Origin of the sequence: Mesorhizobium sp. M1D.F.Ca.ET.043.01.1.1, assembly GCF_003952385.1 — a bacterium.
In the GTDB taxonomy this organism is placed as follows: domain Bacteria; phylum Pseudomonadota; class Alphaproteobacteria; order Rhizobiales; family Rhizobiaceae; genus Mesorhizobium.
In genome coordinates, this window is sequence record NZ_CP034444.1 from 2,668,302 (window position 1) to 2,688,808 (window position 20,507).

Sequence of the window (20,507 nt, forward strand, 5' to 3'; positions counted from 1 at the left end):
GGGTTGCTTCCTCGTCGCGACTTCCTGGCGCTCGGCGCCGCGACGGCGGCCTCGGCGCTGCTTCCCGCCAAGGTCTTCGCCGCCATCCCGACCGGCGTGAAGATGCACGGCCTGTCCGCCTTCGGCGACCTCAAATACAAGGCGGATTTCGCGCATTTCGACTATGTCAATCCGGACGCGCCCAAGGGCGGCCGGATGAATTTCGCGCCGCCGAACGCCACCTTGAATCAGAGTTTCCTGACTTTCAATACGCTGAATTCCCTCGTGCTGAAGGGCGATTCGCCGCCGCGCACCGAACTCTGTTTCGACTCGCTGATGACAAGCGCGCTCGATGAGCCGGATGCTGTCTACGGTCTGCTTGCCGAGTCCGTCACCTTGTCGCCGGACCGCAACAGCTTCCGCTTCACCCTGCGGCCGCAGGCGAGATTCCACGACGGCACGCCTCTGACCGCCGACGACGTCGCCTTCGCCTTGAAGCTGTACAAGGACAAAGGCCATCCAAACCTGTCCAAGGCGCTGCGCTATATGACGGAGGCGGCTGCCATCGATGCCGTCACCCTCGACCTCACCTTCAACGGCGAACAATCCGCGCAGAACATTCTTTCGGTCGTGGCGATGCCGATCGTGTCCAAGGCCTTTTATGCGGCCAATGAATTCGATGCCTCGACGATGACGCCGCCGCTCGGTTCCGGACCGTACAAGATAGGACGCGTCGTGGCAGGACAGACCGTCGAGTATGAGCGCGTCGCCGACTACTGGGGTCGCGATCTCCCCGTGAACCGTGGTGTCAACAATTTCGATCGCATTCGTATCGACTTCTATCTCGACCGCCAGGCCGCGTTTGAGGCGTTCAAGAAGGGCGACACGCATTTTCGCGAGGAATTCACCTCGCGGGTTTGGGCAACCGGTTACGACTTTCCGGCGCTCAAGGATGGCAGGGTCGTCAAACGTGAGTTTCCCGGCGAGAAGACGCCGGACATGCAGGCCGTCGCGCTGAACCAGCGCCGCGCGCAATTCCGCGATCTGCGCGTGAGGCAAGCGATCGCCAGTTGCTTCGATTTCGAATGGACCAGGCGCGTCCTGTTTTTTGGTTCCTACGAGCGTTCGCAATCGAATTTCGAGCGCTCGGACTACAAGGCCGAAGGACTGCCATCGCCGCAGGAACTGGCCCTGCTGGAGCCTTTTCGGGCTGAACTGCCGCCAGAGACGTTCGGCGAGCCGGCGATGCAGCCAGTATCCGACGGTTCGGGCCGCGACCGCAAACTCATGGGCAAGGCCTCAAGACTGCTTGCCGCGGCCGGCTGGAAGCGGGCTGGCGATTTCGTCGTCAATGAGAAAGGGGAGCGGCTGCGCGTGGAGATGCTGGCCGAGGACGATGGCATCGTCCGTCTCTTCACCAAGTGGTTTGAGAATATGAAGGCGATTGGGATCGACGCGTCCATCCGGCAAGTCGATTCGACGCAGTATGAACAGCGGCAGAGCGATTTCGATTTCGATTTCAACCTGCTCCATTGGTCGATCGGGGCAACGCCTACCGCCGACGGCCTGGAGATGCTCTACGATTCGCGGATGGCGAAAATCCCGGGGCAGCGCAACTATCCAGGCACCGAGAGCCGGGCCATCGACGCGCTGATCGTGGCAGCGGGCAAGGCCGGCAATCGGGCAGAGCTGGTTACGGCGCTCCGAGCGCTCGACCGGGTCTTGCGCGCGCGGCTAGACTGGATTCCAACATATTATCTCGCGAATCACCGCGTCGCCTATTGGGACATGTTCGGCTTTCCCGAGCAGAAACCCGATTTCGGCTTTCCGGTCGAGACAACGTGGTGGGTCGACAAGGGCAAGGCGGCAAAAATTGGCAAAGCCTGACACTCCCCTTCGCGCTGGGCAGGCCTTGTGATGGGCGCTTACATCCTGCGCCGCATCCTTCTGATGATCCCGACGCTGTTCGGCATCATGGCGATCTCCTTCGCCGTCATCCAGTTCGCGCCGGGCGGCCCGGTCGAGCAGGTCATCGCCAGGCTGACCAACCAGGGCGGAACCGATCGGCTGGGCGGCGGCGGTGGCGATGCAGGCGCCAGCAATCTGGATGTCGCCGGCGACGTCAGCTCGAAATATCGCGGAGCGCAGGGGTTGGACCCTGAATTCATCAAGAAGCTCGAAAAGCAGTTCGGCTTCGACAAGCCACCGCTTGAGCGCTTCGGCATGATGCTGTGGAACTATGCCCGCTTCGATTTCGGCGACAGCTATTTCCGCGACATCTCGGTGCTCGACCTGATCCTGGAAAAAATGCCGGTGTCGATCTCGATCGGGCTGTGGATCACGCTGTTGTCCTACCTGATCTCGATCCCGCTCGGCATCCGCAAGGCGGTGCAGGACGGCTCGACCTTCGACGTCTGGACCAGCGGCGTGGTGATTGTCGGCTACGCCATCCCCGGCTTCCTGTTCGGCATCCTTTTGATGGTGCTGTTTGCCGGCGGCTCGTTCTGGGACTGGTTCCCGCTGCGCGGCATCGTCTCCGACAATTGGGACCAGTTGTCCTGGCCCGACAAGATCATCGACTATTTCTGGCACATGACGCTGCCGCTGACGGCGCTGGTGCTGTCGGCCTTCGCCACGACAACGCTTTTGACCAAGAACTCCTTCCTCGAGGAGATCCGCAAGCAATATGTGGTGACGGCGCGGGCCAAGGGCCTGTCGGAACGCAAGGTGCTCTACGGCCATGTCTTCCGAAACGCCATGCTGATCGTCATCGCGGGCTTTCCCGGCGCTTTCATCTCGGCCTTCTTCACCGGCTCGCTGCTGATCGAGAACATCTTCTCGCTCGACGGGCTCGGCCTGCTCGGATTCAAGTCGGTGATCGACCGCGACTATCCGGTGGTCTTCGCCAATCTCTACATCTTCTCGCTGCTCGGCCTGTTCGTCGGCCTCTTGTCGGACCTGATCTACACATGGGTCGATCCGCGTATCGATTTCGAGCGGAGAGATATCTGATGGCGGTAGCCTCGGCCGAAACCAAGCCGGCCCGCGCCGCCCGGCCGCGGCTTTCGCCGCTCAACCAGCGGCGGCTGCAGAACTTCAAGGCGAACCGGCGCGGCTACTGGTCGCTGTGGATCTTCCTGCTGCTCTTCGTGCTGTCGCTGTTTTCCGAGCTGATCGCCAACGACAAGCCGATCATCGCTTCCTACAAGGGCGAGATCCTGTTTCCGGTGCTGGTCGCCTATCCGGAAGAGAAGTTCGGCGGCTTCTATGCCGTCACCGATTATCGCGATCCGGTCATCCAGGACGAGATCAACGCCAATGGCTGGATGATCTGGCCGCCGGTGCGCTACTCCTACCAGACTGTCAACAACGCCATCCCGGAAGCTGCGCCCGCCAAGCCGTCCTGGCTCTACGACAGGAAGGCGCGCTGCAGCCAGTATCCGCAAGGCGAGGCCGATCCCAATTGCGTCGTCGGCAACTGGAACTGGCTGGGCACCGACGACCAGGCGCGCGACGTGCTGGCGCGCGTGATCTACGGCTTCCGCATCTCGGTGCTGTTCGGGCTGATCCTGACGCTCGGCTCGTCGCTGATCGGCGTCGCGGCGGGCGCCGTGCAAGGCTATTTCGGCGGCTGGACGGACCTTCTGTTCCAGCGCTTCATCGAGATCTGGTCGGCGATCCCGGTGCTCTACCTCCTGCTCATCGTCTCGGCGATCCTGCCGCCCGGCTTCTTCATCCTGCTCGGCCTGATGCTGCTGTTCTCCTGGGTGGCGCTGGTCGGCGTGGTGCGCGCCGAGTTCCTGCGCGCGCGCAACTTCGAATATGTCAACGCGGCGCGCGCGCTCGGCGTGCCCAACCTCACCATCATGTTCCGCCATCTTCTGCCCAACGCCATGGTGGCGACGCTGACCTTCCTGCCCTTCCTGCTCTCGGGCTCGATCTCGACGCTGACCTCGCTCGACTATCTCGGCTTCGGCCTGCCGCCCGGCTCCGCCTCGCTCGGTGAGCTGCTGAAGCAGGCACAGCGCAATCTCAACGCGCCGTGGCTCGGCATCTCCGGCTTCATCGTGATCTCGCTGATGCTGTCGCTGCTGGTGTTCATCGGCGAGGCGACGCGCGACGCCTTCGATCCGCGCAAGACGTTCAAATGAGCGAAGCCCTGCTTTCCGTCCGCGATCTGAGCGTCGCCTTCGCGCAAGGCGGCAGCCAGTCGGTTGCCGTCGACCACATCTCCTTCGATATCGCCAAGGGCGAGACGCTGGCGCTGGTCGGCGAGTCCGGATCGGGCAAGTCGGTCTCGGCGCTCTCGGTGCTGAAGCTCCTGCCCTACCCCGCGGCCAGCCATCCTTCGGGAAAGATCCTGTTCCACGGCGCCGATCTGCTCGGGGCCAACGAAAAGACCTTGCGCGGCGTGCGCGGCAACAAGATCACCATGATCTTCCAGGAGCCGATGACCTCGCTCAATCCGCTGCACACGATCGAGCAGCAGATCGTCGAGGTGCTGAAACTGCACCAGGGGCTGGGCGACCGGCAGGCGCGGGCGCGGGTGCTGGAACTGCTCACCGAGGTCGGCATACGCGATCCGCAGAAGCGTCTCGACGCCTATCCGCACCAGCTCTCGGGCGGCCAGCGGCAGCGCGTCATGATCGCCATGGCCTTGGCCAACGAGCCGGAACTGCTGATCGCCGACGAACCGACGACGGCGCTCGACGTCACCGTGCAGGCACAGATCCTCGAACTGCTGGCCGACCTGAAAAGCCGCAAGGGCATGTCGATGCTCTTCATCACCCACGATCTCGGCATCGTGCGGAAGATCGCCGATCGCGTCTGCGTGATGACCAAGGGCAAAATAGTCGAGACCGGACCCACCAAGGAGATCTTCGCCAACCCGCAGCACGCCTACACCAAGCACCTGTTGGCCGCCGAACCGAAGGGCAAGCCGCCGGCGGCCAATGCCGATGCCAAGGCGGTGATGACCGGCAAGGACATCAAGGTCTGGTTTCCGATCAAGCGCGGCTTCTTCCGCCGCACCGTCGACCATGTGAAGGCGGTGGACGGCATCGACGTCACTGTGCGCGCCGGCCAGACGCTCGGCGTCGTCGGCGAATCCGGCTCCGGCAAGACGACGCTTGGCCTGGCCCTGGCGAGGATGATCTCCTCGACGGGCGCGATCAACTTCGACGGGCGCGACATCAATCAGCTGTCCTTCAGCGCCATGCGGCCGCTGCGGCGCGAGCTGCAGATCGTCTTCCAGGATCCGTTCGGATCCTTGAGCCCGCGCATGTCGGTCGCTGAGATCATCGAGGAAGGGCTGAAGATTCACGCCCCGAAACTCTCGCCCGACGAGCGCGACGACAAGGTCGTCGAGGTGCTGAAGGAGGTCGGGCTCGATCCCGAGACGCGCCACCGCTACCCGCATGAATTCTCGGGCGGCCAGCGCCAGCGCGTCGCGATCGCGCGGGCCATGGTGCTCAATCCGCGCTTCGTCATGCTCGACGAGCCGACCTCGGCGCTCGACATGAGCGTGCAGGCGCAGGTGGTCGACCTATTGCGCAACCTGCAAGCCAGGCACAACCTCGCCTATCTCTTCATCAGCCACGACCTGAAGGTCATCCGGGCCCTTGCCAATGACGTGATCGTCATGCGCAATGGGCAGGTTGTCGAGGCCGGCCCGTCCGAACGGATTTTCGGCAGCCCGCAGACCGACTATACAAGGGCGCTGATCTCGGCCGCCTTCCGGATCGAAACGGCACCGACCGGCGTGGTCAGCCAGTAGGCTTGCCCGGGCTTCAATAACAGGAAAGAAAATCCGCCAATGGAAAAAGGCAAAATCCTGCTTGCCCTCACCGGCTTTCACCCGCAGCGCTGGCGCGAGCTGCTCGCGGTCGAGCGCGAGGTGGTGCTGGAGCCGGACGGCCCCAAAGATCCTTCGATCGCCTATGCGGTGGTGTGGAAGCAGAAACCCAATCTCTTGTCGTCGCTGCCCAATCTGCGCGCCATCTTCTCGATCGGCGCCGGAGTCGACCACATCTTCGCCGACCCAGGCCTGCCCGACGTGCCGATCATCAGGATCGTCGCCGACAATCTCACCCAGCACATGACCGAATATGTCGTCTGGCGGGTGCTCGACCACCATCGCCAGAGCAGGCACTACCGGGCGCAGCAGCAGAAGAAGATCTGGCGCGAGCTGCCGCAGCGCCCGGCGGAAGACATCTCCGTCGGCATCATGGGCCTCGGCAATCTCGGCCGCGCGGCCGCCTCGGTGCTGCTCTCGCTTGGCTTCGCCGTGAACGGCTGGTCACGCACCGAGCGGCCGATGAAGGGCGTTTCGACCTATTCCGGCGAAGCGGGGCTGATCCCGTTCCTCAACGCCACCGACATCCTGGTGGTGCTGCTGCCGCTGACCTCCAACACGCATGGCATCATCAATTACGGCGTGCTGAAGGAATTGCGCCGGCGCAACGGCCTTGGCGGCGCGGTGCTGATCAATGCCGGGCGCGGGCGGCTGCAGAAGGACGCCGACGTCCTGCGGGCGCTGGACGACGGCACGCTGAAGGAAGCGAGCCTCGACGTGTTCGAGGTCGAGCCGCTGCCGAAGACGAGCCCGCTGTGGAGCCATCCGAAGGTGTTCGTGACGCCGCACGCGGCGGCGACCTCTGATCCGGCCCATCTGGTGCCGATCATGCTTCGGCAGATGGATGCCTTCGAGCGCGGCGAAAAGCTGGAAAACCTGGTGGACCGCGAAGCGGGCTACTGAGCTGGCGAAGACGGCTTCGAGCCGGGCAGCGCGAACTTGTCCTTCTTCTTCGGCTTGCCGCAGTCACGGCGCTCGATCGACCGGCTCATGGCGTCGATCTCGCCGCTCGCCTTGTCGGCGTCGCGCTGCGCCTTCGAGCGCATGTCCGGCGTGAACGGGCCGAAGCCCATCGCCGGATTCGAAAAACTCGGCTTGGCGGTGATCGGCAGGTTGTTTTGCTGCGCCACCTGATTGCGCTGCGCCAACAATTGGTCGCAAGGCACATCGTCATATTGCAGCGAGGATTGCACGGCCTCGTCCTGGCGTTCGGCCATCGAGGTGCCGCCGACGCAGCCCGCCACCATCAGGCAAGACGCCAACACAACCATGTTGCAGCGCATGGTATCCCTCCGTGCTGTATCCGCCCAAGCATAACCCCGACCATGCGATTCGGGCTTTTTCGCGAGCAGCGATTCTGGCTTTCTCGCAGGATCGATAGAAACGTTGGCAGGACAGAGGGGTGTGAAGATCACGGCTTTGACGATTTCTCGGCCACGACGCCGAGGCCATCGACAGGCTCGCTCCGATCCTGGCGGATGACGGTTGGATCGAGCGACAGGACGGACAACCCGCAGGCGGCGAGGACGCGCCGCACATAGGCCTCGGAATGCGCGTAGCGCCGCGACGGCAGCAAGGCGAAGTCATCGCCGCCGGCAGTGGTCTCCACCGAGAACGCGAACACACCGTCGTCGGCGAGCGTATCGGCAACGGCTCCGACAATGCGTTCGAGCGCGCCGACATAGATGAACACGTCGGCCGCGACCACGAGGTCCGCTTTCGGGCCAGCATAAGAGAAATGCTGGAGATCGGCCCTGGAGAGCTGGTCGTAGATGCCTTTGGCGCGCGCCTTCCGCAACATGCCGGCCGAGATGTCGTAGCCTTCCAGCCGCTCCACGATCGGCCGCAGCCTTTCGCCCATCAGGCCGGTGCCGCAGCCGAGGTCGAGGGCCAGCCTGAAGCGACCCGGCCTGGCCAGGCGAATGGCCCGGTCGAGGACATCCGGCATCCGGTAGCCGAGCGTCCCGACCAGCGCTTCCTCGAACCGGTCGGCATAATGATCGAACAGGGTCTCGACGAACGCGCCGGGCGGAGCGGCTGCCGCCGGCGCATGGCCGATCAATTGCAGCTTGAGCGAAGCGCCCAGTCGGTCCGCGGGATCGAGCTTCAGCGCCATCGTCCACGCTTGCGCGGCCTGGTCAAGGAAGCCGGCCGCTTCCTGCATCCCGCCGAGGCGAAACCACCCGGCCGCCCATTGCGGCGCCAGCTCCAGCGCGCCGAGCAAAAGCTCCGCCGCCTGCGCGGGCTCGCCGGAGGCCAGCAGCATCTCGGCGAAGTCGGCGCGGCGGTCGGCGTTCAAGTCGCCGGACGAGGCCTGAAGCGGTTTCATGGTTAAAGGATCCAACCGGCAAGGCGAACCGGCGACCGGCTGTAGGATGAGTCAGCAGTCTCTTGCAACAGGCTTCCCGAGAGGAATTTAGCCATTATCTTGGAGCGATGCGCGCCAGCGACCTGCTCAAACCGCGACCTGAGGGCCTCTACTGCCCGCCGGGCGATTTCTTCATCGATCCGGTGCGGCCGGTGGGTCGCGCGCTGATCACGCACGGCCATTCCGACCACGCGCGCTCCGGCCACCGCTCGGTGCTTGCGACGCAGCAAACGCTGGACATCATGGGCTTGCGCTATGGCGAGGATTTTGCCGGGACGACCCAGGCGGCCGTCCTCGGCGAGACGACCGAGATCAACGGCGTCGCCGTCACCTTCCATCCGGCCGGCCATGTGCTGGGCTCGGCGCAGATCGCCGTCGAGCACCAGGGCATGCGCATCGTCGCCTCCGGCGACTACAAGCGCCAGAAGGACGCCACCTGCCTGCCCTTCGAGCCGGTCCTGTGCGATGTCTTCATCACCGAGGCGACCTTTGGCCTGCCGGTGTTCCGGCATCCGCCTGACCATGAGGAAATCGCGCGTGTGCTCAAATCGGCGGCGCAGTTCCCGGAACGCTCGCACCTGATCGGCGCCTATGCGCTCGGCAAGGCGCAGCGCGTCATGCGGCTGCTGCGCGACGCCGGCTACGACAGGCCGATCTACATCCACGGCGCGCTGGCCAAGCTCAGCGAGTATTACCAGAGCCAGGGGATCGATCTCGGCGACCTTGAACCCGGGACCGTGGAAAGCGGCGGCAAGGCCGATTTCACCGGGGCCATCGTCGTCGGCCCGCCGGCGGCCTTCGCCGACCGCTGGGCGCGGCGTTTCCCCGACCCAATCTCCTGCTTCGCTTCAGGCTGGATGCGCATCCGCCAGCGCGCCAAGCAAGGCGGCGTCGAGCTGCCGCTGATCATTTCCGACCATGCCGACTGGGATGAGCTCACCGTTACGATCAAGGAGACACAAGCCGAGGAGATCTGGGTGACGCATGGCCGCGAGGAAGCGCTGGTGCGCTGGTGCGAGTTGCAGGGCATAGCGGCAAGGCCGCTGCACCTTGTGGGGTACGAGGACGAGGGCGATTGAGGTGAACCGCTTCGCCGAGCTCCTCGACCGGCTGGTGCTGACGCCGTCGCGCAACGGCAAGCTGACGCTGCTTACCGATTATTTCCGCAGCGTCGAGGATCCCGACCGCGGGCTGGCGCTGGCGGCGATCACCGGCGATCTGTCAATCGCGGCGGTGAAGCCGGCGATGCTGCGCGCGCTGGTCACCGAGCGCATGGACCCGGTGCTGTTCGGCTATTCCTACGACTATGTCGGCGACCTCGCCGAGACGGTGTCGCTGGTCTGGCCGCAGCCCGCCGGCCATATCCCGAACCATGCGCCGACGCTGGCCGAGGTGGTCGGCAAGCTGCAGGCGGCGAGCCGCTCCGACGGGCCGCAAGTGCTTGCCAGGCTGCTCGACAGCGCCAGCATCTCGGCGCGCTTCGCCATCATCAAGCTGGTGACCGGCGGCTTGCGCATCGGCGTTTCGGCGCGGCTCGCCAAGCAGGCGCTGGCCGATCTCGGCCAAGCCGACGTCGCCGAGATCGAGGAGCTCTGGCACGGGCTGACGCCGCCCTACATCGAGCTTTTCGCGTGGCTGGAAGGCCGGGCGGAAAAACCGAGGAGCGCAGCGCTCGCCCTGTTCCGGCCGGTGATGCTCTCCAATGCGGTCGACGACGGCGACCTGGAAAAGCTCGATCCGGCCGACTACGCCGCGGAGTGGAAGTGGGACGGCATCCGCGTGCAGGCGGTGTGCGAAGGCGGCATCCGGCGGCTTTATTCGCGCACCGGCGACGATGTTTCGGGTGCCTTTCCGGACCTTGCCGCCGCGATGGACTTCGAGGCGGCGCTCGATGGCGAGCTTTTGGTCGGCGATCCGCGTGAGGCGACCGGAACCTTTTCCGACCTGCAGCAGCGGCTGAACCGCAAGAGCGTGTCGGCAAAAATCCAGCAGCAATATCCGGCCTTCATGCGCTGCTACGACGCGCTGCAGATCAACGGCGAGGATTTGCGCGGCCTTTCCTTCGCCGAGCGCCGAAGCCGGCTCGAAGCCTTCGTCAAGACGCTCGATCCCAGCCGCTTCGACCTCTCGCCGCTGGTCGAATTTCCGGATTGGCAGGCGCTGGAGCGGCTGCGACAGGCGCCGCCGCATCCGATCATCGAAGGGGTGATGCTGAAGCGCTGGGATTCGCCCTATCTCGCCGGCCGGCCGAAGGGCCCCTGGTTCAAGTGGAAGCGCGATCCGCACACGGTCGACGCGGTGCTGATGTATGCGCAGCGCGGCCACGGCAAGCGCTCGAGCTTCTACTCCGACTACACATTCGGCGTCTGGGCCGGACCGGAGGGCTCGGAAGAGCTGGTGCCGGTCGGCAAGGCCTATTTCGGCTTCACCGACGAGGAGCTGCGGCAGATCGACAAATATGTCCGCGACAACACGATCGAGCGTTTTGGGCCGGTGCGCTCGGTGCGCGCCGACCGCAACAACGGCCTGGTCCTGGAAGTGGCCTTCGAAGGCCTCAACCGCTCGACGCGTCACAAATCGGGGGTGGCGATGCGCTTTCCCCGCATCTCGCGGCTGCGCTGGGACAAGCCGGCCGCCGAGGCCGACCGCATCGAGACGCTGCAGGCGCTGCTCGACAGTTAGACAATCCGACTCAGGCGCTTCACCCACCCACGCCTGCGTCGAAGGGCGAGGTCACTCCGCGATCGAGACGCGGATCTCGTAGATGTCGACCGACTTGCCCTGCTTGTCGAAGTCGGAATTGACGGCGATGGTGCCGGCAGCACCCGGATGCTTGGCCGGGAACTGCACGTCGAACAGGTATTCGTTGCGCTCGTGGCCGACGGCATAGCGCTTGCGGCCGCAATCGCCGAGCTCGCGGAAATTGCAGTCGACCGAGATCTGCGTCTCCTTGCCTTCTTCCGAACGGGCGATGATGTCGAACATGGCATGCTTGCCGGCGAGCTTTTCCAGCACGCCTTGCCCGACGTCGAAGGCAATCGCCGAGCCGGACGCGCCGGAGCGGATGCGCAGGAAATGGCCGGTGTCGTCCTTCATCACGTCGGCGCCGGCGTCCGAAGGCGTGCTGACATGAGTTGGGTCGGCGGGCGAAAAGACGTTGATCCAGTTCTTCGACTGGTCGGCCTCGCCTGGCTTTTGCGGCGACCCGGTTTCGCCCTCCGGCTGTGAGGAGTCCTCGTCTTCCAACGTCGGGGTGGGCTCCGGCGGACCGGTGTTGAGCTCAGCCGCCGTCTTGAAGACGCCGGTCTGCTTCGCGAAATAGAGGCCGATGCCCGCGGCCGCAACGAGCGTCGCCACGACGAAGATGGCGGTGAGCGGCAGGCGCCGTCCCCGGATACGCCGCTCGTCGCGGTCCGGCGCCACTTCGGCGCCGTTGCCGACGGAGGCTCCGGGAGAATCATCGAGGCTCGGCGCGTTGGGAAGCGCCTCGTCCGGCATGATGTCGGGCACGCGGGGCAAGACGCGCGAACGCGGCGCGTCCGACGCGTCGGGCTGCACCGGCCCGTCGATAGTGATCGACGGCGACGGCACCCCCTGGGCCGGAGCCTGCCGCGGCGCATCCACCGGCGGCGCGGAAGACTGGGCCGGCGTGTCCACCGAGGCCCGGCCGCCATAGCCCGCAGGCGAACCGCTCTCGGACGGAAGCGTGACATCCGGGACTGCCTGGACGGCCGGCAGGAATTCGGATTCGATCTCGGCGATCTTGGCCTGCACCGCCTTGCGACGGTTGATGGCGGCCTCCACCGTCACATTCGGATTGGCCTGCAGCACACGGTCCAGCGCGGCAAAGGCCGAGCGATAGACCTTCTCGCGAAACACCCGGTCCTCGGCATTGCCTTTCTCGAAGGCGTTGCGGATCGCTTTCTCGATGGCGTCCAAGCGAGCTCCCTCTGCGCGTTCGCTCACAGTTATCGATCGTTAGCCGCAGGCGGCCAGTCAATCAACGGGCGAGCGGCTGCCTTGCCGACGCATCCAAAGCCCATTTCGGCGTTTTTTGTTGAAGAATCAACATTTTTGTCGCCGCAGCCTGATCGGCCTCGGCGAACGAACGCCAGCCCGCCGGCGGCCGCCAAGCCGCGCCGATGCGAGCCGGAGGCCGTCATGCGGCAGCAGCCGGCCGGAATTTGCCGCGCATGGGCGCAGGATTTCACCGCCAGCCATCTTGAATTAGCTGACGGTTGAGTCTATCAACCGGCCCATCTTGGAAGCCAGCGGCTTCCCGGGCCGCTTTAGCTCAGTTGGTAGAGCACATCATTCGTAATGATGGGGTCGCGTGTTCGAGTCACGCAAGCGGCACCAACCCATTCCTAAAAGCATGTATTTTCAATACCATGCACCCAGCGGGTGGATTTGGTTTCCCCCGTTAGTCCACCCAGGATCGCCTCAAGCCGAGATGCTCCGGCGTCGGGCGGCAGTATGGCGCCGCGTGCCGGCCTCAGCACCTCCACGCCCGGATTTCGGGTGAAATGCCCGATACAAAGGCGCCGCCACGGTGGCGTCAACCGGTTACACAGAGCAGGGAATATCCCCGGCCTTCTGGACGTGGCGTGTCGGCGTCCCCAGAGGCTGCGTGGGCGTATCGTCGGCTGGCTGTTGGCGCGCGACGGGAATGCCCCCGGACGGTGTAGCGAAATCTGGTGAAGGCAAGGGGCGAGTTGCTCTCCGTTCCAGCGACGGGCGGAGACTGGAAGAGATGGGTGCCATGCACATGGGGCGTGTGGAGGCTGGCAGGACATGGACGCGGGGCGGCCCGCGTGCAGGCGCTTGGCTGAGCAGTGCGATGACCACGCGGCGCCACCTCGCAGCGATCCTGGCTTGCGACGTGGTCGGCTATTCGCGCCTGATGGAGCGCGACGAGCGCGGCACGCTCGAGCGGCTGAAGACCTACCGCAAGGACGTCCTCGAACCGCTGGTGTCCGAGAACCAGGGCCGGATCGTCAAGTTTACCGGCGACGGCATGCTCTGCGAGTTCGCGAGCGTCGTCAACGCGGTGACCTCGGCGATGGCGATCCAGCAAGCCTTCGCAGAACACGAAGCGGAGACGCCGGAGGATGAACGGATCCGCTTGCGCATCGGCGTCAATCTCGGCGACGTGGTCTGCGAGGAGGACGGCGACCTCTACGGCGACGGGGTCAACATTGCCGCCCGCCTCGAAAGCGTCGCCGATCCCGGCACCGTGGTCGTCTCGGGCACCGCCTACGACCATCTGCAGGGCAAGCTCGACTGCGGCTTCACGCCGCTCGGCGAACTGCGCCTTAAGAACATCGAGCGGCCTGTGCGCGCCTACCGCGTCGAGACCGATGCCAGCGCTGCACCGCCTCCCCTGCCCGAGAAACCCTCGATCGCGGTTCTGCCTTTCACCAACATGAGCGGCGACCCCGACCAGGAATACTTCGCCGACGGGCTGGTGGAGGACATCATCACCGGATTGAGCCGGGTGAACTCGTTCTTCGTGATCGCCCGCAACTCGTCCTTCACCTACAAGGGCCGGGCGGTGGACCTGCGCCAGGTCGGGCGCGAGCTGGGCGTCCGCTACGTGCTCGAAGGCAGCATCCGCAGAGCCGGATCGCGGGTGCGCATCAGCGGGCAGTTGGTGGACGCGATCAGCGGACACCATGTCTGGACCGACCGCTTCGAGGGCGATGTGAGCGACATCTTCGACCTGCAGGACAAGGTAACCGAGAGCGTCGTCGGCGCTGTCGAGCCGAGCATCCGGCTGGAGGAGATCAAACAGGCGCGCATGAAGCCGACCGACTACATCAGCGCCTACGACCTCTACCTTCGCGCGCTGCCGCGCTTCTACAGCATGACGCGCGAAGGCTTTGCCGACGTGCGCCGGCTCACCAACGAGGCGCTCAGCATCGACCCTGGCTTCAACCTGGCGAAGGCACTCGGCGCCTATATCCGCAGCCTGTCCGTGAGCCAGTGCTGGCACGAGCCCGACGATATGCGGGTCGCCGCGCGCATGGCGCGCGAGGTCCTGGCGGAAGCGCGCGACGACCCCACCAGCCTGCGCTTCGCCGCGCAGGTGATCGCCTACAGCGCCAGGGACTACGAGATGGCACTGCGCACGATCGAACGGTCCCTGCTGCTCAACCCCAATTCGGCGCAGGGCCATACCGGCAGCGGCTGGGTGAACGCGCATTCCAGCCGCCCGCTCGCGGCGATCGAGCACTTTCACAGGGCAATGCGGCTTAGCCCGGTGGACCCCGAGAAGGGCATCGCGCTCTCCGGCATCGGTATGAGCTACCTGATGCTCGATCGCTACGAGGAAGCGCTGTCATGGGGAGAACGCGCGCTGCACGAGATGCCGAACTACGGCTCCTCGCACCGGGTGGTGATCATGGCGCTGGTCAAACTCAACCGGCTGGAGGAGGCACAGGCCGCGGCGCGGCGGCTGATGGAGGCGTTCCCGACCTACACGCTCGCCCTGCAGAGACAGATCAACCCGTGGCAGGACAAGGTGTTCGCCGAGCGTTACGTCGAGGCCCTGGGCATCGCCGGCGTGCCGGAGTGATCATCGCGGCTGCGAAGACGCCCCTCGTTGCGCGTCACATGCGGCCAGGCGACCTCCGTGCACAGGGGTTCGCGCTGAATTCCCGACCGCCAAGGGTCCTCTCCTTGCCGGTCGGGACCTGAGGTGTCGGGCTAGCGTTCGCGACCATTCTGCAAATTATCTCACCCTGTCAGTTTGTCGCCGGGACCCGCGCGATAACTTTGATCTCGAAGTCGAAACCTGCCAGCCAGTTCACGCCGATCGCCGTCCAGTTGGGGTAGGGCTTCGCGGTGAAGATCTCGCTCTTGACCTCCATCATGGTCTCGAACTGCGTTTCGGGATTTGTATGGAAGGTGGTCACGTCCACAATATCATCGAACGTCGCCCCGGCCGCATGGAGCACAGATCGGAGGTTCTCGAAGGCGAGACGCACCTGACGTTCGAAGGCGGGTTCGGGAGAACCGTCCGGAAGGCTGCCAACCTGCCCGGAGATGAACAAGAGGTCGCCGGAACGTATGGCAGCCGAATAGCCGTGCTCGTCGTACAAGGCGTGTCGGCCAAGAGGGAAAATCGCCTCGCGTGCATGCATTTCTATTGTCCTTTCCGGTTGAGCAGATGGCCTTTTTGCCTGAGGAGAACAGGCTTCACCACCTGGCTGCGATTTGGTATACAAAGCGTATGTGATCATATATACGATGCGTATGTCAACCCACATACGCTACGTATACGAAAAATTGGCGGGTCGCGGCTTATGAACAAGCGCATCGAATTGATGGAACAGAACCGAATCAAGCTCATCTCGGCTGCGCGAAAAGCGTTTGCCGAGAAGGGCTTTGCGGATGCCTCGATGGATGATCTGACGGCGGACGTCGGCCTGACGAGGGGCGCGCTCTACCACAATTTCGGTGACAAGCGCGGCCTACTGGCGGCAGTCGTCGATCAGGTCGACGGCGAGATGGCGGCACGGGCGCAAGCCATCGGGGCGGCTTGCGCCGACGAATGGGAGGGTCTGCTGGCCGAGGGCGCGGCGTATATCGAAATGGCCCTCGATCCTGAGATCCAGCGCATCGTATTGCGAGATGGGCCAGCAGTCCTCGGCGACCCCTCGCTTTGGCCAAGCCAGGACAGCTGCTTGCGGGCGACGAAGCGGACTGTTGGTCGCCTGATTGAACGCGGGGTGCTTAAGCCGCTCGACGTGGAAGCGGTGGCACGGCTCCTCAGCGGGGCAGCCTTCAACGCAGCTTTGTGGGTGGCGGCCACTCCAAATCAGGAGGTGGTCCTGCCGAAAGCAATTCGCGCGTTCAAAGAAATGGCCGGCGGTTTGCTGGCAGCTCCGAAGTTGTAAATCCAGCTTCCAAAGGACCTGCATCCACTCTGGTCAAGCAATCTGCACCAATCCGGCAAAGCATCTCGACCATTGTCGCGACTCAGGTTTGGTGGAAAACTGGGGGGCCTCAGCATGGGAGGTCGAAATGCCCAATAGTTTCAAGACCGGTGACATCGTCAAGCTGAAATCCGGAGGCCCGCAGATGACGATCAGCGACGGCGCGGCGTCCGGCACTTATCTGTGCCACTGGTTCAACCGCGAGGGCGGCGTCTGGACCCCGCAACATGCCGGCTTCAAGCCGGACCAGCTGGTGGTGGTCGACGAACGGAAATAATTTCGCCCACCCTCGGGTCGGCTCCGGTCCGGCTTTGCCGGACCTTCCTGCTCTCATTGTCTCGCCGGAAGCGACCGACGGATTCTCCCTGTCACCGCGTTTAACGGCTGAAGCATGGCCGCCAACGGCCGCGCGCAACCGGAGACGAGAGCATGATCCGCCACACGATATTCGTCGTTGCCCTTGGATTGCAGACCGCGGCCGCCCAGACAACGACGCCGACCGCCTCACCGGTGCAACCGGCACCAAGCGCGTCCACTCCCGCCGCCGTCAAGCCTGGCATCACGCTGGAAAAGTTCGAGGCGCGCCGGGAAAAGGCGTTCATGCGAGCCGACACCGACGGCGACAGCAAGGTCAGCCTCGCCGAATGGACGGCGTTCCAGACCGAGCGCAAGGCCAAGGGCGACCCGGCCAGGTCGTTCGCGCGCATGGACGCCAACAAGGACGGGGTCGTCGACAAGTCGGAACTCGACGCTTTCCTCGCCAAACGCTTCGCCAGGCTCGACAAGAACAGCGACGGCACGCTCGGCGCCGACGAGAGGCCGGGCCACAAAACCGCTCCCAATCAGGAGCAATGACCGAGAGGTTATGCAGCACGATGATCAGCGGGAGCGCCCAGCTTGATGGGCGCCGATCCGGACGAGGAACTGGTACGGCGTATCGGTGCCGGCGACCAGGCCGCCGTGCAGGCGATGGTGGCGCGCAAGCTGCCGCGCGTGCTTTCGCTCGCCAACCGCATGCTCGGCGACGCGGCCGAGGCCGAGGACGTCGCCCAGGAGACCTTCGTGCGCATCTGGCGTCATGCCTCCGGCTGGCGCCAGGGACCCGCGCGTTTCGACACCTGGATCCACCGCGTGGCGCTCAACCTCTGCTACGACCGGCTGCGGCGACGCCGCGAGTGGACGACGGACGAGCTGCCGGAGGTGGCCGATGAAACGCCGCTTCCCGACGCGGGAGACGAAGGCCGCCATGTGCGGCAGGCGCTGCAACGCATCGCGCCGCGCCAGCGCGAGGCGATCGTTCTGGTCTATTATCAGGAGATGTCCAACATCGAGGCCGCCGGCGCCATGCAGGTCAGCGTCGACGCGCTGGAAAGCCTGTTGGCGCGGGGTCGTCGCGCGCTGCAGGCAATGCTCGTCGGAGACGATGGCGATGACTGAGACGGTGAAGCACCCGGCGGTTCCTGGAGCATTGCCGATCCTTGGCGCCTGGGGGGCCACGTCAAGACCGCGGAAGGGGGAACGGGATGGCTGAGGAAAGAAAGACCTCGGACGTGCGGATGGATGCCCGGCGCTTCGCCGCGCTGGCGGACGCCTATGGCAGCGCCCTGCATCGCTGGCCGCGGGCCGAGCAGGCTGCCGCCACACTGTTTGCTGAGAGCGAGGAAGGCCGCGCCATCCTGGCGCGCGCCGGCAGGCTCGACGCCGTCCTCGACCGTCATCACGTCGAAGCCCCAAGCCGGACGCTGCATGGCGAGATTGTCGCGCGAGCCACCACGCAACTCAGACAAGGACGCCATCGCCGGTTCTGGTGGCTGGGCTTCGGGCTCGCCGGCGTTGGTCTCGCCGGCGCCGTGGCCGGGCTGGCGCTGGTCACCGTCGTCACGCCGGATGCCCCGTCCGACCGCTATGTGATGGACGCCAACGCAACGTCGTTCGGCGATGCCGGTCCCGACGCCGACACGGAGGACCTATGAACGCTCGTCTTTTCGCGGCATCGCTGGTGCTGAACGTCTTTCTGCTCGGCGCTGTCGCCGGCGGCGCCGGCTGGCTTATCGGCAGGTCCAGCGTGGGCTATTCGCTGGAATCGGCCGACGGCCAGCTTCCCGCCAACGACCGCAAGGCGTTCCGCCAGGCGATGCGCGAGGTTCGTCGCGAGTCACGACAGGTCATCCTCGACGGGCAGCAGGCACGGCGCGAGGCGGCAAACCTTTTGCAGCAACCGACGCTGGACGCGAACGCCCTGGCCGCCGCCCTGGAGCGGGCGCGCAATGCCGACGCCACCATCCGCAGCCGGCTGGAACACCGCATCGTCGAATTCGCCGCGTCGAGCTCACCCGAGGACCGCAAGCTGTTGGCCGACGCCTTGCTGCGCCATGTCGGCAGGCAGCGGTTGCCGGTTGCAAAAAATACGCCCTGACTAGCGACGGAAACCGCAAGCCGCCTCCGTTCAAGGGAAAGAGGGACAGGCCTGCCGCGGGAATGCGGCAGGTTCTCTTCAACCTCGAGAAATCCGGGAGTATCCCATGAACGGTCTGACGAAATATTCGCTCGCTGCCGCCCTCGCCATCGGCGGGACGGCCGCGGCAAGTGCCGCCTCGGCAATGCCGATGGCGCCGGTTGCAGCACCTGCGCTTGTCGAGCATGTGGCGTGGGGCTGCGGCCCCGGATGGCATCCCAACCACTGGGGGCGCTGCGTCCCCAATCGCCGCGTGGTCTATCCGGGCTACTACTCCGAGCGTCTATATCGGCCCGGTCTGGCATCCCTGGCACCGCTATCACTACTGGCGCCGCTGGTAAGCCGCCTGCCGGTCTCATGATGCCCGTGCCGGCATAATGAGACTTTTCGCCCATCACGACATGCCGGCGGCGCGACCTGCGCCGGCCCGCATGACGGAGGCTGTGTTGGCCCTATCCGTTTCAAATGCCGTTCCGCCCGATCCGGCGCTGGTCGCGCTCAACCGCTTCGGGCTCGGCGCGAGACCCGGCGACGATCTTGGCAAGATCGCGGCGGATGCGCGAGGCTATCTCAAGGCCGAGCTCAAGCGGCAGGATGTCGCCCTTATCACGGCCGACGATTCCAGGAATGCCGGGTTGCTGGACAGCACCGCCGCGATCCAGGCCAGCATGGCCGCTGCCGCGGAGCGCAAGGCGGCGCGGGAAGCGAAGGCGGCGCCCGTCATGCAGCCTGCGACAGACACCGCGGACAACCGGACCGACGCAAAAGAGAAGCCAGCCGTGCCGCCGGTCGAGGCCGATATCTATCGTGATGAAGCGCAAGCCCGTTTCGACAAGGCGCTCAATGCCGCACCGGGCTTTGTCGAACGTCTGGTCGGCTTCTGGTCGAACCATTTCTGCGTCTCGGTCGCCAAGGCCCAGGTCGTGCGGGCCTGCGCCGGCGCCTTCGAGCGCGAGGCGATCCGCCCCTTCGTGCTCGGCCGTTTCGCCGACATGCTGCTGGCGGTCGAGCATCATCCGGCCATGCTGTTCTTTCTCGACAACCAGCAGTCTATCGGGCCGGACTCCCGCGCCGGCAAAAGGCGCGGCCGTGGCCTCAACGAGAACCTTGCCCGCGAAATCCTGGAACTGCACACGCTGGGGGTCGGCAGCGGCTACAGCCAGGCGGACGTCACCAGCTTCGCCGGCATGCTGACCGGCTGGACCATGGCGGGCCGCGAGGGTCGCTTGGGCGAACCCGGCACGTTCGTCTTCAACGCCAATGCGCATCAGCCTGGCGAGGCGGTGCTGCTCGGCAAGACCTATCCGGCGGGCGGCATGGGCCAGGCAGAAGCCGCGCTCAACGACATCGCCCGCCACCCGGCAACCGCGCGACACATCGCCGCCAAGCTCGCGCGTCATTTCATCGCCGACGATCCGCCGCCACAGTCCGTCGCACATCTGGCCGCGGTCTTCACCAAGACAAACGGTGACTTGCGCGCATTGGCGCTCGCATTGGTCGACATGCCCGAAACCTGGTCGATGCCGCTCGCCAAGCTGCGCGCCCCCTTCGACTACGTCATGGCCTTGAGGCGGGCGATTGGCCCTGCCGCCGGCAACGAGCCGCAACGATCACTTCGCTGGCTAAGGGCCTTGGGCGAGCCGCTCTGGCAGCCGCCCGGGCCGAACGGCTTTTCCGACCGGATCGACAATTGGGCTTCGGCCGAAGGCCTGAAGACCCGCCTCGATATCGCCTGGCAGGCGGCGAAGCAGGCGGACGATGTCGGCAATCCCGACGACATGCTTGCCGCAGTGATCGGCGCCTCCGCCTCGAACGAAACGAAAGAGGCGATCGCGCGCGCCGAATCCAGGCAGCAAGGCCTGGCGCTGCTTTTGATGACGCCGGAATTCCAGCGCCGGTGAACAGCAATGG

At 65.1% G+C, this 20,507-nt stretch carries 20 protein-coding genes and 1 tRNA gene; 17 read left to right on the forward strand and 4 right to left on the reverse strand.

Going from position 1 to position 20,507, the window contains the following annotated elements; translation table 11 throughout:
* Positions 1-3: 3 nt before the first annotated feature.
* Genes EJ067_RS13015 through EJ067_RS13035 form a run of 5 tightly spaced genes read left to right on the forward strand, consistent with a single transcriptional unit; the run spans position 4 to position 6,736 of the window.
* Complete coding sequence (locus EJ067_RS13015; RefSeq protein ID WP_245468256.1) at positions 4-1,866, forward strand: extracellular solute-binding protein; 1,863 nt, start codon at positions 4-6, stop codon at positions 1,864-1,866.
* A gap of 30 nt (positions 1,867-1,896) precedes the next feature.
* Positions 1,897-2,991, forward strand: coding sequence for a microcin C ABC transporter permease YejB (locus EJ067_RS13020; RefSeq protein WP_126086063.1), 1,095 nt, complete (start codon positions 1,897-1,899; stop codon positions 2,989-2,991).
* The gene (locus EJ067_RS13025; RefSeq protein WP_126086064.1) at positions 2,991-4,130 is read left to right on the forward strand and encodes an ABC transporter permease; all 1,140 of its coding nucleotides are present in this window, start codon (positions 2,991-2,993) and stop codon (positions 4,128-4,130) included. The genes EJ067_RS13020 and EJ067_RS13025 overlap by 1 nt, the downstream gene beginning before the upstream one ends.
* Complete coding sequence (locus EJ067_RS13030; RefSeq protein WP_126086065.1) at positions 4,127-5,755, forward strand: ABC transporter ATP-binding protein; 1,629 nt, start codon at positions 4,127-4,129, stop codon at positions 5,753-5,755. Before EJ067_RS13025 ends, EJ067_RS13030 begins: the two co-directional genes overlap by 4 nt.
* Positions 5,756-5,794: 39 nt before the next feature.
* Positions 5,795-6,736, forward strand: coding sequence for a glyoxylate/hydroxypyruvate reductase A (locus EJ067_RS13035; RefSeq protein WP_126086066.1), 942 nt, complete (start codon positions 5,795-5,797; stop codon positions 6,734-6,736).
* Here the strand turns inward: EJ067_RS13035 and EJ067_RS13040 are convergent.
* On the reverse strand, positions 6,730-7,116 hold the full coding sequence (locus EJ067_RS13040) for a hypothetical protein (protein WP_126086067.1): 387 nt from the start codon (positions 7,114-7,116) through the stop codon (positions 6,730-6,732). The two genes, EJ067_RS13035 and EJ067_RS13040, sit on opposite strands and share 7 nt — an antisense overlap.
* Before the next feature lie 128 nt (positions 7,117-7,244).
* Entirely contained in the window at positions 7,245-8,162 is a 918-nt protein-coding gene (locus EJ067_RS13045; RefSeq protein WP_126086068.1) for a methyltransferase domain-containing protein, read from the reverse strand.
* Between the two features lie 107 nt (positions 8,163-8,269).
* On the opposite strand from EJ067_RS13045, the gene EJ067_RS13050 reads away from it, so the two are divergent.
* Both EJ067_RS13050 and EJ067_RS13055 read left to right on the forward strand, forming a co-directional pair.
* On the forward strand, positions 8,270-9,280 hold the full coding sequence (locus EJ067_RS13050; protein WP_126086069.1) for a ligase-associated DNA damage response exonuclease: 1,011 nt from the start codon (positions 8,270-8,272) through the stop codon (positions 9,278-9,280).
* 1 nt (position 9,281) lies between these two features.
* On the forward strand, positions 9,282-10,883 hold the full coding sequence (locus EJ067_RS13055) for a cisplatin damage response ATP-dependent DNA ligase (RefSeq protein WP_126086070.1): 1,602 nt from the start codon (positions 9,282-9,284) through the stop codon (positions 10,881-10,883).
* Positions 10,884-10,934: 51 nt separating this feature from the next.
* Here EJ067_RS13055 and EJ067_RS13060 read toward each other — a convergent pair whose 3' ends face one another.
* A complete protein-coding gene (locus EJ067_RS13060; protein WP_126086071.1) occupies positions 10,935-12,140 on the reverse strand; it encodes a hypothetical protein in 1,206 nt (401 codons plus the stop codon).
* Between the two features lie 344 nt (positions 12,141-12,484).
* Here EJ067_RS13060 and EJ067_RS13065 point away from each other — a divergent pair.
* Together EJ067_RS13065 and EJ067_RS13070 are read left to right on the forward strand one after the other, a co-directional pair.
* A tRNA-Thr gene (locus EJ067_RS13065) sits at positions 12,485-12,560 on the forward strand.
* A gap of 481 nt (positions 12,561-13,041) precedes the next feature.
* Positions 13,042-14,778 carry an adenylate/guanylate cyclase domain-containing protein gene (locus EJ067_RS13070; protein ID WP_126086072.1) on the forward strand — a complete coding sequence of 579 codons (1,737 nt, stop codon included), beginning with the start codon at positions 13,042-13,044 and terminating at the stop codon, positions 14,776-14,778.
* A gap of 169 nt (positions 14,779-14,947) precedes the next feature.
* Here EJ067_RS13070 and EJ067_RS13075 read toward each other — a convergent pair whose 3' ends face one another.
* Complete coding sequence (locus tag EJ067_RS13075; protein WP_126086073.1) at positions 14,948-15,346, reverse strand: RidA family protein; 399 nt, start codon at positions 15,344-15,346, stop codon at positions 14,948-14,950.
* Positions 15,347-15,508: 162 nt separating this feature from the next.
* Between EJ067_RS13075 and EJ067_RS13080 the strand changes: the two genes are divergently transcribed.
* The 8 genes from EJ067_RS13080 (at position 15,509) to EJ067_RS13115 (ending at position 20,497) form a co-directional block, all read left to right on the forward strand.
* Entirely contained in the window at positions 15,509-16,102 is a 594-nt protein-coding gene (locus EJ067_RS13080) for a TetR/AcrR family transcriptional regulator (protein WP_126086074.1), read from the forward strand.
* Between the two features lie 127 nt (positions 16,103-16,229).
* On the forward strand, positions 16,230-16,418 hold the full coding sequence (locus tag EJ067_RS13085; RefSeq protein WP_126086075.1) for a DUF2158 domain-containing protein: 189 nt from the start codon (positions 16,230-16,232) through the stop codon (positions 16,416-16,418).
* 152 nt (positions 16,419-16,570) lie between these two features.
* The gene (locus tag EJ067_RS13090) at positions 16,571-16,996 is read left to right on the forward strand and encodes an acid-shock protein (RefSeq protein WP_126086076.1); all 426 of its coding nucleotides are present in this window, start codon (positions 16,571-16,573) and stop codon (positions 16,994-16,996) included.
* A gap of 45 nt (positions 16,997-17,041) precedes the next feature.
* Positions 17,042-17,578, forward strand: a complete 537-nt coding sequence (locus EJ067_RS13095; RefSeq protein ID WP_126086077.1) for an RNA polymerase sigma factor — start codon at positions 17,042-17,044, stop codon at positions 17,576-17,578.
* 86 nt (positions 17,579-17,664) lie between these two features.
* On the forward strand, positions 17,665-18,114 hold the full coding sequence (locus tag EJ067_RS13100; protein ID WP_126086078.1) for a hypothetical protein: 450 nt from the start codon (positions 17,665-17,667) through the stop codon (positions 18,112-18,114).
* Positions 18,111-18,557 carry a periplasmic heavy metal sensor gene (locus EJ067_RS13105; protein WP_126086079.1) on the forward strand — a complete coding sequence of 149 codons (447 nt, stop codon included), beginning with the start codon at positions 18,111-18,113 and terminating at the stop codon, positions 18,555-18,557. Before EJ067_RS13100 ends, EJ067_RS13105 begins: the two co-directional genes overlap by 4 nt.
* Before the next feature lie 106 nt (positions 18,558-18,663).
* Positions 18,664-18,957, forward strand: a complete 294-nt coding sequence (locus tag EJ067_RS13110; RefSeq protein WP_245468257.1) for a hypothetical protein — start codon at positions 18,664-18,666, stop codon at positions 18,955-18,957.
* A 70-nt stretch (positions 18,958-19,027) separates the two neighbouring features.
* Positions 19,028-20,497 carry a DUF1800 family protein gene (locus tag EJ067_RS13115; RefSeq protein ID WP_126089608.1) on the forward strand — a complete coding sequence of 490 codons (1,470 nt, stop codon included), beginning with the start codon at positions 19,028-19,030 and terminating at the stop codon, positions 20,495-20,497.
* Positions 20,498-20,507: the final 10 nt, after the last annotated feature.